At 69.7% G+C, this 15,791-nt stretch carries 13 protein-coding genes and 3 pseudogenes; 6 read left to right on the top strand and 10 right to left on the bottom strand.

Annotated features, from left to right (window positions below):
• Positions 1–11: 11 nt before the first annotated feature.
• Both amcA and amcB read right to left on the bottom strand, forming a co-directional pair.
• Positions 12–203, bottom strand: coding sequence for a multiple cyclophane-containing RiPP AmcA (gene amcA, locus IE262_RS34540; protein ID WP_189879442.1), 192 nt, complete (start codon positions 201–203; stop codon positions 12–14).
• A complete protein-coding gene (gene amcB, locus IE262_RS34535) occupies positions 200–1,351 on the bottom strand; it encodes a cyclophane-forming radical SAM peptide maturase AmcB (RefSeq protein ID WP_189879312.1) in 1,152 nt (383 codons plus the stop codon). Before amcB ends, amcA begins: the two co-directional genes overlap by 4 nt.
• A 214-nt stretch (positions 1,352–1,565) precedes the next feature.
• On the opposite strand from amcB, the gene IE262_RS34530 reads away from it, so the two are divergent.
• Positions 1,566–2,087 (top strand): NUDIX hydrolase, encoded by a 522-nt coding sequence (locus tag IE262_RS34530; protein ID WP_030213704.1) that lies wholly within the window; start codon positions 1,566–1,568, stop codon positions 2,085–2,087.
• An 8-nt stretch (positions 2,088–2,095) separates the two neighbouring features.
• Here the strand turns inward: IE262_RS34530 and IE262_RS34525 are convergent, their stop codons facing one another.
• Both IE262_RS34525 and IE262_RS34520 read right to left on the bottom strand, forming a co-directional pair.
• On the bottom strand, positions 2,096–3,550 hold the full coding sequence (locus IE262_RS34525; protein WP_189879309.1) for a hypothetical protein: 1,455 nt from the start codon (positions 3,548–3,550) through the stop codon (positions 2,096–2,098).
• Between the two features lie 739 nt (positions 3,551–4,289).
• Positions 4,290–5,030 carry a hypothetical protein gene (locus tag IE262_RS34520; protein ID WP_189879308.1) on the bottom strand — a complete coding sequence of 247 codons (741 nt, stop codon included), beginning with the start codon at positions 5,028–5,030 and terminating at the stop codon, positions 4,290–4,292.
• Between the two features lie 364 nt (positions 5,031–5,394).
• Here IE262_RS34520 and IE262_RS40645 point away from each other — a divergent pair.
• The 3 genes and pseudogenes from IE262_RS40645 to IE262_RS34505 all read left to right on the top strand — a co-directional run bounded on the left by IE262_RS40645 (position 5,395) and on the right by IE262_RS34505 (position 8,646).
• Positions 5,395–6,215, top strand: a pseudogene (locus tag IE262_RS40645) (SDR family oxidoreductase).
• Positions 6,216–6,358: 143 nt separating this feature from the next.
• Complete coding sequence (gene hisD, locus IE262_RS34510) at positions 6,359–7,708, top strand: histidinol dehydrogenase (protein WP_189879306.1); 1,350 nt, start codon at positions 6,359–6,361, stop codon at positions 7,706–7,708.
• Between the two features lie 440 nt (positions 7,709–8,148).
• Complete coding sequence (locus IE262_RS34505) at positions 8,149–8,646, top strand: hypothetical protein (protein ID WP_189879304.1); 498 nt, start codon at positions 8,149–8,151, stop codon at positions 8,644–8,646.
• Between the two features lie 51 nt (positions 8,647–8,697).
• Here IE262_RS34505 and alaS read toward each other — a convergent pair whose 3' ends face one another.
• Positions 8,698–11,355, bottom strand: coding sequence for an alanine--tRNA ligase (alaS, locus tag IE262_RS34500; protein ID WP_189879303.1), 2,658 nt, complete (start codon positions 11,353–11,355; stop codon positions 8,698–8,700).
• 230 nt (positions 11,356–11,585) lie between these two features.
• On the bottom strand, positions 11,586–11,741 hold the full coding sequence (locus IE262_RS34495; RefSeq protein ID WP_189879301.1) for a hypothetical protein: 156 nt from the start codon (positions 11,739–11,741) through the stop codon (positions 11,586–11,588).
• Positions 11,742–12,471: 730 nt separating this feature from the next.
• Here IE262_RS34495 and IE262_RS34490 point away from each other — a divergent pair.
• Positions 12,472–13,155 carry a restriction endonuclease gene (locus IE262_RS34490; protein WP_189879420.1) on the top strand — a complete coding sequence of 228 codons (684 nt, stop codon included), beginning with the start codon at positions 12,472–12,474 and terminating at the stop codon, positions 13,153–13,155.
• 34 nt (positions 13,156–13,189) lie between these two features.
• Positions 13,190–13,942 carry a restriction endonuclease gene (locus IE262_RS34485; protein ID WP_189879299.1) on the top strand — a complete coding sequence of 251 codons (753 nt, stop codon included), beginning with the start codon at positions 13,190–13,192 and terminating at the stop codon, positions 13,940–13,942.
• 40 nt (positions 13,943–13,982) lie between these two features.
• On the opposite strand, the pseudogene IE262_RS34480 reads toward IE262_RS34485, so the two are convergent.
• The 4 genes and pseudogenes from IE262_RS34480 to IE262_RS34470 all read right to left on the bottom strand — a co-directional run.
• Positions 13,983–14,567, bottom strand: a pseudogene (locus tag IE262_RS34480) (P-loop nucleotide/nucleoside kinase family protein); the annotation flags it as partial.
• Between the two features lie 40 nt (positions 14,568–14,607).
• A complete protein-coding gene (locus tag IE262_RS39935; RefSeq protein WP_229877812.1) occupies positions 14,608–14,817 on the bottom strand; it encodes a hypothetical protein in 210 nt (69 codons plus the stop codon).
• Positions 14,818–14,978: 161 nt separating this feature from the next.
• Positions 14,979–15,302 (bottom strand): annotated as a pseudogene (locus IE262_RS39930) (class I SAM-dependent DNA methyltransferase); the annotation flags it as partial.
• Positions 15,289–15,783, bottom strand: a complete 495-nt coding sequence (locus IE262_RS34470) for a hypothetical protein (RefSeq protein ID WP_189879295.1) — start codon at positions 15,781–15,783, stop codon at positions 15,289–15,291. The gene IE262_RS34470 and the pseudogene IE262_RS39930, both read right to left, overlap by 14 nt.
• Positions 15,784–15,791 lie beyond the last annotated feature (8 nt).

Genomic DNA, 15,791 nt, shown 5'->3' with positions numbered 1-15,791 from the left:
AGCGGCGCGGCTTACTGCTTCTTGTTCCAGTTGTCCCAGGTCGGGCGGTTGTCGAAGGGAGCCGGGTTCTTCGCCCAGTTGTCCCACGTGGGCCGGTTGTCCCACGCTCCTTCAACGATCACCGGGGGCGGGGCGTCGTGCGTGGCTATCAACTCCATCACGACGGGGGTGCCGGATGTGGCGAGTCGGTCCAGGATCTTCATGCAACAGCCTCCTTGGTTGCGAGCGTGGACAGGGCCCTGACCAGGGCCTGCCGGGAGACCCGGCAGTAGTTGGTCTCGGTGGTCGTGAGGTCGCCGTTCTCGAAGTAGCGGTTGGCGGCCTGTGCGCCGCGGCAGAAGTCGAAGAACTCGCATTCGGCCTGGCAGCGGTCCAGGCCGGTGAGAAAGTCGCGTACGTAGCGCAGCCGGTGAGCATCACGGAGGATCTCGGGCAGGGGGCGGTCGAGGATGTTGCCAGCCACGAAGTCGCCGTACTCGGGCGCCGCTGTGTCCGCGAGTTCCGGGGAGAGCAGGACCACGTCACCCTTCCAGGAGACGGTGGGGATCGGGTCGAGACGGCGCCCGTCCCACTCAGCTCTCTGGCCGGAACGGATCAGCTGGAGGTACTCGGCGAGCCGTTCGACTTCCCGGACCGCCGGGGCGCCAGGATGCTCGCGGGCCCAGGTGAGGGTGCGGCGCCAGAACTCCTCGGCCTGGACCGCGGTGGGCGGCTGCCGGTCGGTGTTGACCCCTTCGATCTCCTCGATGTTGAAGCCCACCGAATGGCCGCCCAGAGAGGTCAAGAACTCCAGCAGCTCCTCCGGCATCGCGATGCCCAGGGTGCCGACCACCGAGATGACGGAGAACGGGATGCCGTTCTCGCGCAGCTGCGAGATGCCGCGCAGGATCCGGTCGAAGGTGGGCTTGCCTCGCAGGTCGACGCGCTCGGCGTTCAAGGCGGCCGGGCCGTCGATGCTCACCCCGACGCGGACGTCGTACGCGGCCAGCAGGTCGCACCACGTCTCGGTGATCAGCGTCGCGTTGGTCTGCACATAGTGGTGGACTCGGCCCGCCCGCCGCAGGGCCTCAAACGGCGCGAGCAGGGCGGCGAACTTCTGCTGGCCCACGGCGAGCGGCTCCCCGCCGTGCCAGACGATGCCGATCGGATGGCCGCTGTCGTCGAACTGGGCCACCGCCTGCGCCAGGGCCTCGGCCACCTCCAGGGGCATCTGGTGCTTGAGCTTGCGAAACGGCAGGTAGCAGTACCGGCAGTCCAGATTACACCAGGTCGTGGGCTGGACCACCACGGTCTGCGGGGCCGCGAACCGCTGCTGGTAACGGGCACGCCACGGGAAGGGGCGAGAGCGCATCAGGGTCCTCTCCTCAACGGACAGAGGGCAACGCCGGCCTGCGGCGGGTGCCGCGGAGCGGGATGCGACCACGATCCGACCCGCGATGACGTGTACGCGATGACATCGCGCTGTCATTGCCGATGACATGTCATCGGCGCGGCAATGACACTGCGCTGAAGTAGCTACACCTGCACGGGAGTTCGAGTGCTTCCCTGTGGGATATCGTGGCGGGGTGCCTCGCTCGATTCTGATCCACGACGGCCAGACCGCCCGCGATATCGGTCTGGTGTACTGCTGCTCCGGCTACCTCGTCGAGCGCGGCAAAGTGCTGCTTGTACACCACAACCGCTTCGACAAATGGGTTCCGCCGGGCGGTCATATCGAGCCCGGGGAGTCCTTCGCGGGCACGGCGGTGCGCGAGTTCAAGGAGGAGACGGGGCTGCTGGTGGAGGCGATCTCCAGCCAGCCGGCCATCCACCCGGCCGACCACAACGCCACTCCTGAACCCGTGCCGTTCTATGTGGACATCGAACGCGAAGGCTTTCCGACGCCGGCGCTGGTCCAGTTCTTCTACGTCCAGCGGCAGCCGGGCACCCGGGAACAGGCCGTGGAGGCGCAGCTCGAAGAAGTGCACGGGGCCGCCTGGTTCGGCCTGGAGGACCTGGACACCCTCAAGACCTTCGACCAGGTCCGTTCCCTGGCGCGGTTCGCCCTGCTGAACTACCCGGTGGCTGGGGAGCGCGCCACGTCGTAGGCGGCGGCCTACCGCCCTGCGAGGCGATACCCGCTGGCCCCGTCCACCGTGCTGGCCAGCAGTAGCCGCGCCGGGGCGCCGCCAAAGGCCGCAGAGACAGCCTGGTTGAGACGCTGAACGTACTTGGGCACCGAGGACGGGGCGACGTAGAGCTTCGCCGCGATCCGCTCAGTCGACATTCCGGCCTCGGGGGCGTCGTACACGACCTTCACCACGTCGAACAGGCGCTCCGACAGCTCACACGCCACGCTTCCTTCGCTGTCGCGTGCCCCGAGGAGGACGGTCCGGTCCGGACCGAGGGCGACATGGACGATGACCATCTCGGCCGACGCCTCGCTCGCGCCCTCGGAGGTGGTGTCGGCAAGGTTCATCCGGGCCAGACGCTGCATCGCTTCCTCGTAGGCCGACACCGTGTAGTACGCGGCCCTGATGGTGGCGCGCTTGCCCGAGGCACCCGGCTCGTTCCACAGCCCGGCCTCCGGGTCCCACAGGGCGTTCATCAACTTCCACGCCTTGGCGAGGCGGGGATCGCGCGGGCTCGCGCCGGCCCGGATGGCAGCCTCGGTGCACAGCGCGTACGCCATGTGCTCCCAGGCCGTGCCTTGCACGTCCTTGTCGTCCTCGACGAACTCCTCCCACCGGTGGTGGTTGTGCAGCAACCACTGGCCGGCCTCGACGACCGCCTCGGACAGCCGCTTCCACTGCACCGGGCCGTGCACCCCGCCCACCTCCTGCGGAACGTCCCGGTAGGCGGGCTCGCCGCCGGGCCCGGTTCCGGCACAGACGGCCGACAGCGCGAGCAGGCACAGCGCGGTCTTGCTCGGGCTCGGGTCGGTGTCGATGTAGGTACGCCACCCCCATGCCCCGCTGGGGCGCCGGTGGTAGAGCAGGCCGTGCACTCCGTGGTCGATCAGCGGTTCGACGCGCTCCAGCAGGCTGGTGGTCTCCACCCCGCCGGGTAAGAGGAGTCCGGGGCCGAAGTCATGGAGGGCATCTCTGAGCTCGGCGAGCCGGTGCACCACCAAGGCGGTCTGGTGCAGCGAGGTGTCGTCGAGTCCGAGGACTTCGGGCCAGCCGTGGTCGACCTGGTGGTCCTCCAACCAACCGACGCACCAGGCCGCGGTCTCCGCAACGCCGTTGTGGTGGAAGAAACGAGGGTGGGACAGCAGTCCGGCCAGGCCGAAGGCGATGAACCGGGTGTGCTCACCACGACCGCCTTTGGGCCGGGGCCGCGAGTGCTCCGGGATGGCGCCGGTGAGGAAGTCGAGCCCTTGGCGAACCGGCTGTCCGGCGATGCCGGCGGCCCGCAGAATCGGCAGGACCTCGCTGGTGTTGACGATCGACGAGACTGAGGTCAGGGTGAGGCCCCACCCGCCGTCGTACCCCTGGTTGTGCAGCAGCGTCCGGGCAGCCTCGCTCACTCTGGTCTCGAACGCCGCGAGCCCCATGTGCGCACTCTTCATGATTCGCCTCCGCCGCCGAACGACCCGGACTGCCGGTCGGACCGTACCCAACTCGCCTACAGCCGACGCGCGTTCAGGGTCGAGAGGCTACGGTGCATGGTCATGAAGCCGTTCGTGTTCCAGCATGCCCAGGACGTGTGGCCAGCAGAGCCCGACGTGCTGCTGCGGCAAGACCATGGTCAAGAAGTCCGAGTAGGTACCCTGCGCGGGCCACGTGGCCCTACGCTGAGCGGAACCGTCCCGGTGGTGTTCCCCCGTGCCACCGGGGCGGCTTACGTACGGGCTTCTCGATGCCGTCCGCCGCGTCGGCTTCGGCAAGGATGCGGTAGATGGTGGCGACCGAGGGGTGGTGGCCCTTGTTCTTGCCCGAGGTGATGAACGAGCTTGCTCGCGAACTGCAGTACGGGCACGCCGTTGGCCCGCAGGCACCGGCGCCGCACTGCGCAATCCGGTGCTGGCCACCGAAGGACGCGCCACCCTCATCGACTGACATCCGTGGTGTTCATGCTGCCGATCCGCCAGGTCGGCTCAAGCGGCCGTGCCGGATCCCATATGCGAACGCCCGTGCCGTACCCGCGAGTTCGGCGAGAGCGACTACTTCGGCGGCCACGGCGAAGATCCCTGGGGCTGCGATCACTGCGAAGCAGTCACCGCCGGGGGCCGGTAGGGTTCCCACGCCGACGATCTTGCCCTGAGGCACCCACTTTGTGCGCGATACCGGTGCGATGCAATGAGGGAATCACGGCGCTTCTCGGAGACTGATGCTGTCTGGCGGGTTCTCCCAGACCTTCCAGTGCAGGACGATCCGGTCGTCGTACAGGGCTCCGGGTGCGGGCGCGGGACCGGCACGCAGTTCGACCTTGGTCAGGAACGCCCGGCACAGCTGGCGCTTGCGGTGGGGAACGCGGGCGGCGCGTCGGTTCCACCAGTCGGCCAGCCAGCGCGGGCTGAAGGTGTCCTCGTCCATGTAGCGGGTGAGGTTGCGGCGGATAGCCTCGGCCTCTTCGGCCGGCACATCGGCGAGGGCTCTGACAGCGGCTCGTTCCCCCTGCCCGGAGGCCAGGTCTGTGTCGAGGAACTGGAGGAGAACCTGAGTCAGAGCCTCCGCGACCGCGGGCTTGGCCATCTCTCCCAGCACCTGGTAGGCCACGTAGTCCTCAAGTTCGAGGGCTGGCATCGCCGCCTCGGTGCACGCCGGGTACATCTCCTGCAGGCACGAATAGCGCGGCTCGGCGGCGGTCGGCGGGAGCGGGGACATAGGGGCGTGGCAGTGGCCGCATTCCACGAGGAGGTCGGCGAGTATGTCGTCCCACTGCTGCGCGGGGTCACTCACGTGGTGCTTCTTTCGATCTGGGCCGGAGTGCGCGAGCGGCGCCTCGTCGTCGCTCGCCATGGTGATCAATCTTCCTGGTGAGGCGGGGCGTGTCAGTGACAGGTGGTGGCCGCGCTCGGCCAGCAGGCCGCCAATCAGGCCAGGCATCAGCACGAACAGGCCCAGCGCCGACGCAGAGGCGCCGAGCCCGACCGGCGTTCCTGTGCGACCTCACGCCCGCACCACCGTGGGCGCGGCCGGTGCCCCGGCCAGGAGGTCAGCCAGTCTGTATGGTCCGCCACCGCCCGCTCGACGAGGGTCCTGGGCCGTGTCCGCGGCCGTGTGGCGATCGGCCGCCCGGTGACGGTGGCAGGACGGAACACAGTTGCTACTGGACGACCGGCTGCTGGAGTGCGTGTGCCCGGGAAGCGGTGAGTCTGGCGGTGGCAGGCGGCGAGATGCCGGTGCGGCACACGGCGGGCACACACTTCTCCCCTGTCGCTGGGGGTGCTGGTGGGGTGGGCTGGGCCGTATGGAGGAGACACGTACGCGGAGCGGGCCGGTCGGCCCGGATGGGCTGTTCGCAGTGGAGGGCAAGACCGTCGTGGTCACCGGGGGCGCCACGGGGATCGGACGGATGGTCACGAGCGGCTTCGCGGCCGGCGGCGCCCCGGTGGTGCTGGTGTCGCGGCGGGCTGAGGCACGCGAGGAGGCCCCTGCGGAGCTGCGGGCGTCGGGGCGCTGTGAGGTGGTGATCGGCGATCTGTCCACGGCGCAGGGCGTGGACCGGGTGGCCGAGCAGGTGCTGGCGGTGGCGCCGGTGGTGGATGTGCTGGTGAACAACGCGGGCACCACCTGGGTGGGGCCGCTTACGGACCATCCCGATGAGGTGTTCGATGCGGTATGGGCGATCAACGTCAAGGCAGTGTTCCGCCTGACCGTGGGGCTGCTTCCGGGGCTGCGGGCAGCAGTGGCCGCTCGCCCGGGCGAACCGGCACGCGTGATCACGATCGGGTCGATCGACGGCGGGCCAGTGGTCTCGCCGGTGGAGAACTATGCCTACGGGCGAGCAAGGCGGCGGTGCACCAGCTCACCCGGCACCTGGCCCGGCGGCTGGCCGGGGAGCGGGTGACGGTGAACGCGGTGGCGCCGGGGCTGTTCGCCACCGCGATGACCGCCGAGCTGCTGGCCGACCCCGACCAGCGCGAGCTGCTCGTGGCGGCGATTCCGTTGGCCCGGCTCGGGCGGGCGGAGGACGTGGCGGGTGCGGCGCTGTTCCTGGCCTCCCGGGCGGGTGCGTACGTGACCGGCGTGGTGATCCCGGTCGACGGCGGCGAATCCGGCTGCGGGTGAATGCAAGCGCGACCCCCGCGTGGCGGGAGAGCCTGGTCGCTACCCTGGAGGCGAGAGGCCCTGCCTCGAAGAAGGTCTCCCTCGGAGAGACGGACTCGAGCCGGGCCTGACCCGTACACGAGCGGGCGATGAGAAGCGGACGGATGACTGGGACTGTGAACGTGGCCGATCTGCGGCTGGTCGACTGGGGCACGGCGACGGCCGAGGAGCACCATCGGATTCTGGCCCGGGGAAGCGATCACGACGGCGTGGACGAGGGCCTGCGGGCCTCGATCGCGACCATCGTGGAGGACGTCCGCAAGCGCGGAGACGCCGCGCTGGTCGACGCGCTCGGCCGGTTCGACAAGATGACCCTGCCGGCACAGCGCCTGCTGGTGAGCGAGGAGGAGTTCGCCCAGGCCCGCGCGGCGGTCAGCAAGCCGCTCATCGAGGCGATCCGCACCTCGATCGCGCAGGTGCGGGCGTTCAACGAGCTGATCGTCGAGCGTGCGTCGTGGACGGCGGAGCCGCGGCCGGGGCTGCTGGTCGGCGAGCAGGCCACGGCGATTCCCTCGGTCGGGCTGTTCGTCCCCTCCGGCAAGGGCTCCTTCCCGTCCGTACTGATCCAGATCGCCACCCCGGCCGTGGTCGCCGGGGTCGAACGGATCGTGGTCATGGTGCCGCCGGTGCCCGGCGGAAGTGGCCAGGTGGATCCGGCGACCCTGGTCGCCGCGCAGGAGCTCGGCCTGAGCGAGGTGTACCGCAGCAACGGCCCGGCCGGAATCGCCGCGCTGGCCTGCGGCACCGAGACGGTCCCGAAGGTGCGGAAGATCGTCGGCCCGGGCTCGCCCGCGGTGGCGTGCGCGCAGCTGGAGGTGCAGCGGCTGGGCTGCGTGGTGGAGGTCGGCTTCGGCCCCACCGACGCGCTGATCGTGGCCGACGACAGCGCCGACCTGCGGCTGCTGGCCGCCGACCTGATCAACGAGGCCGAGCACGGCCCGGACTCCTCCGCCGTGCTGGTCTCCACCTCCCGCACGCTACTGGAAGGCGTCCGCGCGCACGTCGCCGAGCAGCTGGCCGAGCTGCCCGAGCCGCGCCGCACCTACGCGACGACGTCGATCGCGGCCAACGGCGGCCTGGTACTCGCCGCAAGCCGCGAGGAGGCAATGGAGGTCGCCAACGCCTACGCCCCCGAGCACCTGCAGCTGGCCGTCGCAGAGCCGAAGGCGTGGCTGCCGCTGGCGAAGTACTCCGGCACGGTGCTGCTGGGCCAGTGGACGACGTTCGCGGCCTCCAACTTCGCCATCGGCACCCCCGCGACGCTGCCGACCACCGGGTTCGCTCAGGTCTCCAGCGGCGTGACCGCCTCGACATACCTGGTGCGGGCCGCCCTCGCGCAGCTGGACGAGGCCGAGTTCCGCCGGCTGGCCCCAGTGGTGACCGAGCTCGCTGGCCACGAGGGCTTCCCCGCGCACACCGCGACCGTGACCGTCCGCGAGCGCGCCTCCGAGTAACCGGCCCTGCCGCCCGTACGGCGTCCCGCCCCCAGCCCTCGGGAGGCGGGACGCCGGTGTTCCATGCGGTGGCGGCGAGGAAGTCCCTCACGTCGGGGATGGCACGGTTGTGCGGCGAGTTTGCCGCGCAGAGCGGTGATGGTGCTACTGCCGAGGGCCGAGGCGGTGCCGCCCATGCGGTCCACCGCCTGACGGGCCAGGTCCACCGCAGCGTCGATCTCCCCCAGCGCTGGGTGGGTCTCCGCTGGCGGGTCAGGTAGATCGCGGTCCCGCGCGGCTCCTTCTCCGTGTCGTACGGATCGGCGGCGTCACCTGCGGCCTGGAAGTGCTCCAGCGCCCGGCGGTGCTCACCCAGGTCGAGGGCCGCGCTGGCCGCCACCTGGTGCAGTCGTTGCCGAGATCGATGCCGCCACCCCCGTCCTCGCAGGGAGGAACTGACCGTGGCCCGCCTCACCGAAACGGACAAGGCCCTTAACGAGGCCGCGATCACGGCCGCCATGGATCGCATCCTGGCTGGCGACCTGCCGCCCGGCAACAGAGCCGACCTGAAGACCCTCGCCGCCGCGGCCGGTGTCACCCGTACCGGCTTCTACCCGAAGAAGAACCGTGACGGCACCCCGAGGCCGGGGCCCTACCAGCACCTCGCCGAAGAGTTCGAACGCCGATTGCAGGACCTCCGGGCCGCCGGAGAGATCGTCGACCCGCGAGACGCCCAGATCGACCGGCTCAAGAAACAGGTCGCCGAGCTGAAGAGGCGGATCACTGCCCGCGATGAGCAACTGGCCGAGCTGACCGAGTTCAAAGCCCTGGCGGTCTCCCGGCTGGCTGCCCAGCACGCCGAGATCGAGCAGCTACGGGAAGCGGTCGCCTCGAACGCGCGGGTACGCTCACTGCCGAACGTCGCGACGCACATTGCGCCCTACGGATCGTGCAGCTGACGCGGTGAGCGGTGCCCGGGACGGAAGACGTCCGTCCCGGGGCAGCCGTGCTCAGCTTCGTTCAAGGATCTGGGCTGCTTCCCGCCCGGCAGATTCCAGCGCCTGGTCGAGGTGCTCGGGTTGCCGGCCGCCAGCGTTGGCGACCGGGCCGCGGCCGCCGGAACCTCCGCCGACCACGCGGGCGGCCTTAGTGAGGATCCGGCTCGCCTCGACTCCGTCCTGGTTGAGGCGGCCGGAGACCGCAGCGACCAGCAGAGCCTTCCCGTCCTGCTCGGCGCCGAAGACGACGATCGCGCGGTCGTGCGGGATCCGGGTCACGACGTCGGCTGCGAATCCACGCAGTTCATCCGGGGCGATCCCGGTGATGCGCCGGGCCAGTAGCAGGCCCTCCCCGGCGGGCTGGGCCTGTCCGGCAAGGAGTTCGGCTTGCTGCCTGAGCTCAGCCGCGCGCAGCCGGGCGAGTTGGTCCTGAGCGGTGGCCAGTGCCTCCAACCGCTTGCGCAGGACCTCGGGGGTGTCGCCGGGGCGCGTGCCGAGGAGGACGGCGACCTCGTTCAGCAGGCGCCGCTCGGTGTCGATATGGGTGAGGGTGCCGTGGCCGGTGAGGGCTTCGACGCGGCGGAGGTTGGAGCCGATGGAGGACTCGGTCAGCAGGCGGAAAGCGCCGACCTGGGAGCCGTGGGCAACGTGGGTGCCGCCGCACAGTTCGCGGGAGAAGTCGCCGATGTCGACGATGCGGACGGTGTCGCCGTACTTCTCGCCGAACAGGGCGATGGCGCCAGCGGCTTCGGCCTCGGCGCGGTCGGCGTGCCAGGCGCGGACAGCGGGGTCGTCCAGGACGTGGCCGTTGACGGCCTGCTCGATCTGGTGGAGCTGGTCGGGGGTAAGGGCGGTGAAGTGGGCGAAGTCGAAGCGGAGCCGGTCGGGTTCGACGAGGGAGCCCTGCTGGCGGGCGTGGTCGCCGAGGGTGGCCATGACGACGGCGTGCAGGATGTGGGTGGCGGAGTGCGAGCGCATCAGGCCGGCGCGGCGTTCGGCGTCCACGGCGGCTTCGCCGCTGTCGCCGGGGTGCAGTTCGCCTTCGAGGACGCGGGCGGTGTGGATGCGGAAGCCCTCCAGCCCGTACCGGGTGTCAGTGACACGAACGAGGGCGCCGCTTGGAGTGCGCAGGGTGCCGGTGTCGCCGATCTGCCCTCCGGCTTCGGCGTAGAACGGCGAGCGGTCCAGGACGACTTCGACGTCGGAGCCTGCCGTCACGGTGGACACGACCGCGCCGTTGGAGATGAGGCCCTTGATGGTGGTCTCGGCGGTGAGGTGCTCGTAGCCGAGGAACTCGGTGCGTGGCAGAGCGGCCGCCAGCTCGCGGTAGGTGTCCATCTTGCGCAGCGCCTCGGCGGTCTTGGCCTTGCCGCCGGCCTTGGCGCGCTTCTTCTGCTCGTCCAGCAGCACGGCGAACCGGTCCTCATCGACCGTCAGCCCGGCATCCCGGGCGGCCTCCACGGTCAGCTCGAGTGGAAAGCCGTAGGTATCGGCGAGTTCGAAGGCCGTCTCACCGGGCAGCGCGGCCGAGCCGCTGCCCTGGGTGCGGCTGATCGCGGCATCCAGCAGCCGGGTGCCCTGGGCCAGGGTGCGAGAGAAGGACTCCTCCTCCGCGGTGACGACCTGCTCGATCAACGTGGCCTGCGCGGACAACTCGGGCCAGACGGTGCCGAGGTTGCCGATCACGCTGGCGGTGACGGCGGGGAGGACGGGCCCGTCGATGCCGAGCAGCCGGGCGTGGCGGATCGCGCGGCGCATGAGCCGCCGCAGGATGTAGCCGCGGCCATCCTTGGCCGGGAGGACGCCGTCGGCGATGAGGAAGGCGATGGAGCGGGCGTGCTCGGTGACGACCTGGAAGGACACCTTCTCCTCGCCCTCGTTGGGGGCCTCACGGCCGGCGAGGTCCTGGACAGTGTGGAAGGTGGGCAGCAGCAGGTCGGTGGTGCACACGTTCTGCGCGTCCTGGAGGATCGCGGCGAGCCGGTCCAGGCCCAGGCCGGTGTCGACGCCCTTGCGCGCGAGTTCGCCGAGGATGGGGAAGTTGCCCTTCTTGTCGCCCTCGCCGCGCTGGAACTGCATGAAGACCAGGTTCCAGATCTCGACGTAGCGTTCGCCGTCGATGGCGGGTCCGCCCTCCTTGCCGAAGGCGGGGCCGCGGTCGTAGTTGACCTCCGAGCAGGGCCCGCAGGGCCCGGGGACGCCCATGGACCAGTAGTTGTCCTCCATGCCGAGCCGCTGGATGCGGCTCGCGGGGACGCCGATGCGGCGCCAGATGTGCTCGGCCTCGTCGTCGTCCTCGAAGACGGTGATCCAGAGCTTGTCCTTCTCCAGTTGGTAGCCCTGGGTCAGCAGTTCCCAGGCGAAGGCGATGGCGTCTTCCTTGAAATAGTCGCCGAAGGAGAAGTTGCCCATCATCTCGAAGAACGTCGCGTGCCGGTTGGTGCGGCCGACGTTGTCGATGTCGGAGGTGCGGGCGCACTTCTGGATGCTGGTCGCGCGCGGGAAGGGCGGGGTGGTCTCGCCCAGGAAGTAGAGCTTGAACTGGTTCATCCCGGCGTTCGCCAGCAGCAGCGTCGGGTCGTCGGGGACCAGCGGGCTGGACGGCACCGGCTGGTGGCCGCGGGAGGTGAAGAAGTCGGTGAACAGGCTACGGATCTGCGTCGAGCGCATGGCGGCATGGCCTCACGGAAGAGTCACGGAAGGTGAAGGGGGGATCACACGCCGAGCCGGGCCGAGAACAGGGACTGAGAGGGTTCTCAGTTCTCCAGCTCGACGCAGATAGCTCGCGCCCCCAGGGGGTACACCTTGACTCCCGATCCGTCGCTACACAGGTGGTGCAGCAGTCCACTAGGACATCGAGTTCTGGGTCTGCTGCACCACCGACTGTAGCGGGTCGCGCATCAAGATCGCTTCACGTGACCGGTCCGTGCCGGATCGAGTACGGCGGGCAGGATCTCGGCCGGATCGGCGAGGATCTGGTAGGCCCCGGCCTGGCTGAGCCGTTCGGGGCTGGAGAAGCCCCATCCGGCGCCGAGCGCGGTGACTCGGGTAGCCATGCCGGCCCGGATGTCGGACTCCATGTCGCCGAGGAAGACCGCGTCCTCGGGGGCGACGGACAGCTTGCAAGCGCGCGCTTCCTGGGCCCACCAGCGCGATCAAGCTGACGTACAGTGATCGGAACAGCGGCACTTCTGGTGTGCTCAGTGCCCTTCCGGATGGGCCGAAAAGTGGTGGCCAAATGTGGCTCCGGGTGCTGTTCGGCACCTCCGCTTTCGCGTCAACTCGCCGCTGCCTTCCAGGGGCGCCTTCGCAGCGTCGATGCAGGTGAACTGTCGGCAGCCGGCGGCGAATCGGCGAGATGCGGTGGTGCGCGCACATGGAGAAACTCCAGTTCAGAGGCGCGATGCTCGCTCGCCTCATCGGTCGACGAGGACGGTTCGGTCGGCCATGGCTGGTTTGTGATCGATGCAGGCCGACCCTCGTGATGATCCATCAGTTTTTGTCAGTGCCCGCTGATACACCCATATCCACAGGGACAGCATCATCAAGTCGCCAGGTCACAGGAGGGGGAAAGGGCATGCCGCCGGAGGGATTTCACGAGGTTCGTCGCCACATCCGCAGGAATCCTCGGCCACGCGGAAAGAAGCTGGGCGGCTGGACCATCGCGGGAATCGTCGCCTTCGTCTGGTTGTGGGGACAGATCTTCGGTTTCGGCAGCAGCGACAGCGGAGCCGAGACGAACAAGCCGGCCTCCACTCCGTCGGTGTCCTCATCGCCGAACCGGTGATGGGCGGCATCCGGATGCGGCTGCGCGCGCCGCGCGGTCGCCGCGAACGAGTGGCGGCGGTACTCGTCGCCCTGGCCGTGGTCACCATGCTGGTCCAGGCGGCCACGGTGCTGTGGCGCGCGATCGTGCGCGGGTGGCCACTCGCGGTCGCCGTGGCGGTGGCGGTCCTGCTGGCTGCCGCCTGGTGGCAAGTGCGGCGGGTTCAGCTGCGGCGGGCTCAGGCCGAGTTGGTCGCGGTGCTGCGGCTCCCGCTTGACCGGATCGACTCGCTCGGTGATGCGGAGTTCGAGTTCGCGCTGCGGGATCTCCTCGTCCGTGACGGCTGGTCGGCTCAGCGGGTCGGGCAGGCCGGCGATCAGGCGGCCGATGTCATCGGCCGGCATGCCCAGCGTGGGCGGATCGTGCTGCAGGCCAAGCACACCACCGTCGGCGGGAAGGTCGACTCGAAGGTGATGTACCAGGTCAAGGGGACCGCCGGACCCGTACACAAAGCCGATGTCGCGGTCGTGGTCACCAACGGCGGCTTCACCCGTGATGCCAAGGCATGGGGCGAGCGGCACCAGGTCCACTGGGTCGATCGCGAACGGCTGCGGCAGTGGGCTGAAGACGGAGTCCCGCTGCACACACTGCTGCGACTGCCCGCCCGCAGGGCACGCAGGACCGCGGTGCGACGAGCCGCGTAGCGCGGGCCACAGAGAGGGCAGAGAAGGGGGAACGGTGTTCGACGAGGACGGGTCACTGGACCCGGTACTGAAGGTCATCCTCTGGTTGATCCTCGGCCTGGCCATCGCCAAGGTCGTCTGGAAATGGCTGACGCAGGACGCATGGCCGTGGGTACGCGACGACGTCGGGGGCTGGTTCAGCGAGGACGTGTGGGAATGGCTCATGGGGCATCCCTGGTGGTTCGCGCTGATCATCCTGGGCACGCTCGTGCTGTTGTGCTTCGTGGTTTTCTCCGACCGGGGCGGCTACGTCGCCTACGGCGACGCGCCCGACGACAGCGACCACAGCCCGGTCGCGAGCAGTGACAGCGAGCCCGGCACCGCGGCGCCCAAGATCCTGACCTTCCGGATGAAGCAGCTCGCCGCGATGAGCGCGGACGGTTTCGAGCAGGCGTGCGCCGACCTACTAGCCCGGGACGGGTTCCAGCGTGCCCGCCGGATCGGCGGCTCTGGAGACCTGGGGGCGGACGTCGTGGCCTGGGACGACGACGGTGACAAGATCGTTTTGCAGTGCAAGCAGTACAGCGGCACTGTCGGGTCCGAAGCCGTGCAGAGGTTCAACGGCACTGCGGTGCCCGAACATCACGCGCAGGTGGCCGTCATCGTCGCCCTGAACGGCTTCACCCGGCCCGCGACGGACTTCGCCCGGCGCCACGGAATCGTCCTCGTGGGCCGCCCGGAGCTCAAGCGCTGGGCCCACGGCGAGCATCTGTACACCGTGGTCAAGGAGGAACACTCGCCTGCATAGCCCACCTCTCCGGGGCCCGGCACGCAGTGCAACAGCGCGTTCAGCTGCCTGCCGCCGGCTCGGGCAATGACTCGTCGTGTGCGGACGCCCTGATGAAGTCGGCGATGGCCGCGAGGCCCGGCTGGTAGCCATCCGAGGTGTCCACGGTCAGGGTGGGGACGTCCAAGGAGATCGGAACCCAGGAATCAAGGGAGTGCTCTCCGGCAGAGATCGCTTGAAGCAGGTCCTGATCGCCGTGGGCGGCCCGGTGCGCGTCTTCCTTGACGCGCTGGACGATGCGGATGTGAGCGACGTCGGCCTTAGTGGTGCAGCGGATTACGCGGATCTGCGCGAGGCTGGTGAGCGGCTCAAGGTTCGGGCGCCACAGCCGATCCTGAAAGGCGGCTTCGGCGACGAGCGTGACGCCAGCCTTCAGGAGCACCTTGAGCACGCCGAAGAAGGCGTCGAGAGTGGGGTAGTTGAGGGGGTCGTCGCCGCCGCTCTGGTAGCCCGGGTGGGACAGGACCATGCCCTGCTTGATCTCGTCGCGGATGATCGCGGGGCATCCGAGGGCGCGGGCGAGCTTGTGCGCAAGCGTGGTCTTCCCTGTTCCGGGGCCGCCGCTCACGACGACCAGGATTGGTGTGCTCATCGTGTGTTCTCGCAGGTCAGCATGATGTTCCCGTTCATGGCATCGTCCCGTCAGGGCGGGGGCGAATGGGCGTGGTGTTCTTCGCGATCCGCAGGGCGATGAATCCGGGCTCGCGGGACAGTTTGGCGTATTCGCGGGGGTGGTGTTGGGCCATCGCGGGGGCGGGGCGGTGTTCCACCAGGCATTCGATGACGAAGCCAGCCTCGGTGATCTCTGCGACCCAGCGTTCGAGGGGCTGGGGCACGGGCGTCGAAGTAGCTGCCGCCGTCGGCGAGCCAGTCGGCGGTCGGATGGCTGGTGGACAGGACGAGACGGCCGTCGGGACGCAGGACCCGGTGGAGCTCGCGCAGCGCGGCGACGCGGTCGCCGGACGTAGTGGATGCCCAGGGCGGCGAGGACGAGGTCCACGGCCTCGTCCTCGAGCCAGTCGAGCGGGTCGTCAAGGTCGTGCTGGCGCACGTCGATGCCGAGGCCGAGACGGGAACGGGCGTGGCGGACCATGTCCGCGCTCTGGTCGAACCCGGTCACCTTCGCGCCGCGTGCGACCAGTTCGGCCAGGTACAGGCCGGGCCCGCAGCCGGCGTCCAGGACGCGTCGGCCGCGGACGTCGCCGAGGAGAGGGAGGATGGCGGGCCGGTCGTAGTGGGCGTTGTAGGGGCTGACGGCCGCCTCGGCGGCGAAGGTGTCCGCGAAGCCGTCGTAGGCCGCTGCGCTGTCATCCGACCGCATGGGCCACCTCCCGCAGCGATGCGCCGGATGCGCCGACGGTGGGCAGCAGGCGGTCGAGCAGCCCAGGGTCGGGCACGGCGCCCGCGATGAAGCCGGGGTGGAGGCCGCGCACGGCCCGCTCGTAGATGTGTGGCGGGATCTGCCTGCCCTGCTGGATGCGGGCGTCGAGCCAGGCGTCGAAGCGGCTGAACCACTCCCGGTAGGAGACGACGAGTGGATCGGTGGCCGGCCACGCGTAGTGAGCACAGCCTGGACGCTCGTCGGCGGCGTCGCCGCCCTGGGCATCGCCGCCTTCCTCCGGATTGCCGTCCGGGTTATCCGCCAGCTCGCCCGGAAGGACATCCGCCGCGATCTGATCACACTCGGCCCAGCGCAGAAGCTGGCCGGGACACTGGCGAAGGCCGGCGCCGCGACGTTCGCCTTCGCCGCCCCAGGGCGCCGATGGCCGCGAGTTGATGTTCGGCTGGCTCTGGTGGCGCACGGAGCTCG

The organism is Streptomyces bluensis (assembly GCF_014650715.1).
Classification (GTDB): Bacteria; Actinomycetota; Actinomycetes; order Streptomycetales; family Streptomycetaceae; genus Streptomyces; species Streptomyces bluensis.
Note: the sequence above shows the minus strand (reverse complement) of the source record. Positions and strands in the feature narration are given on the sequence as shown.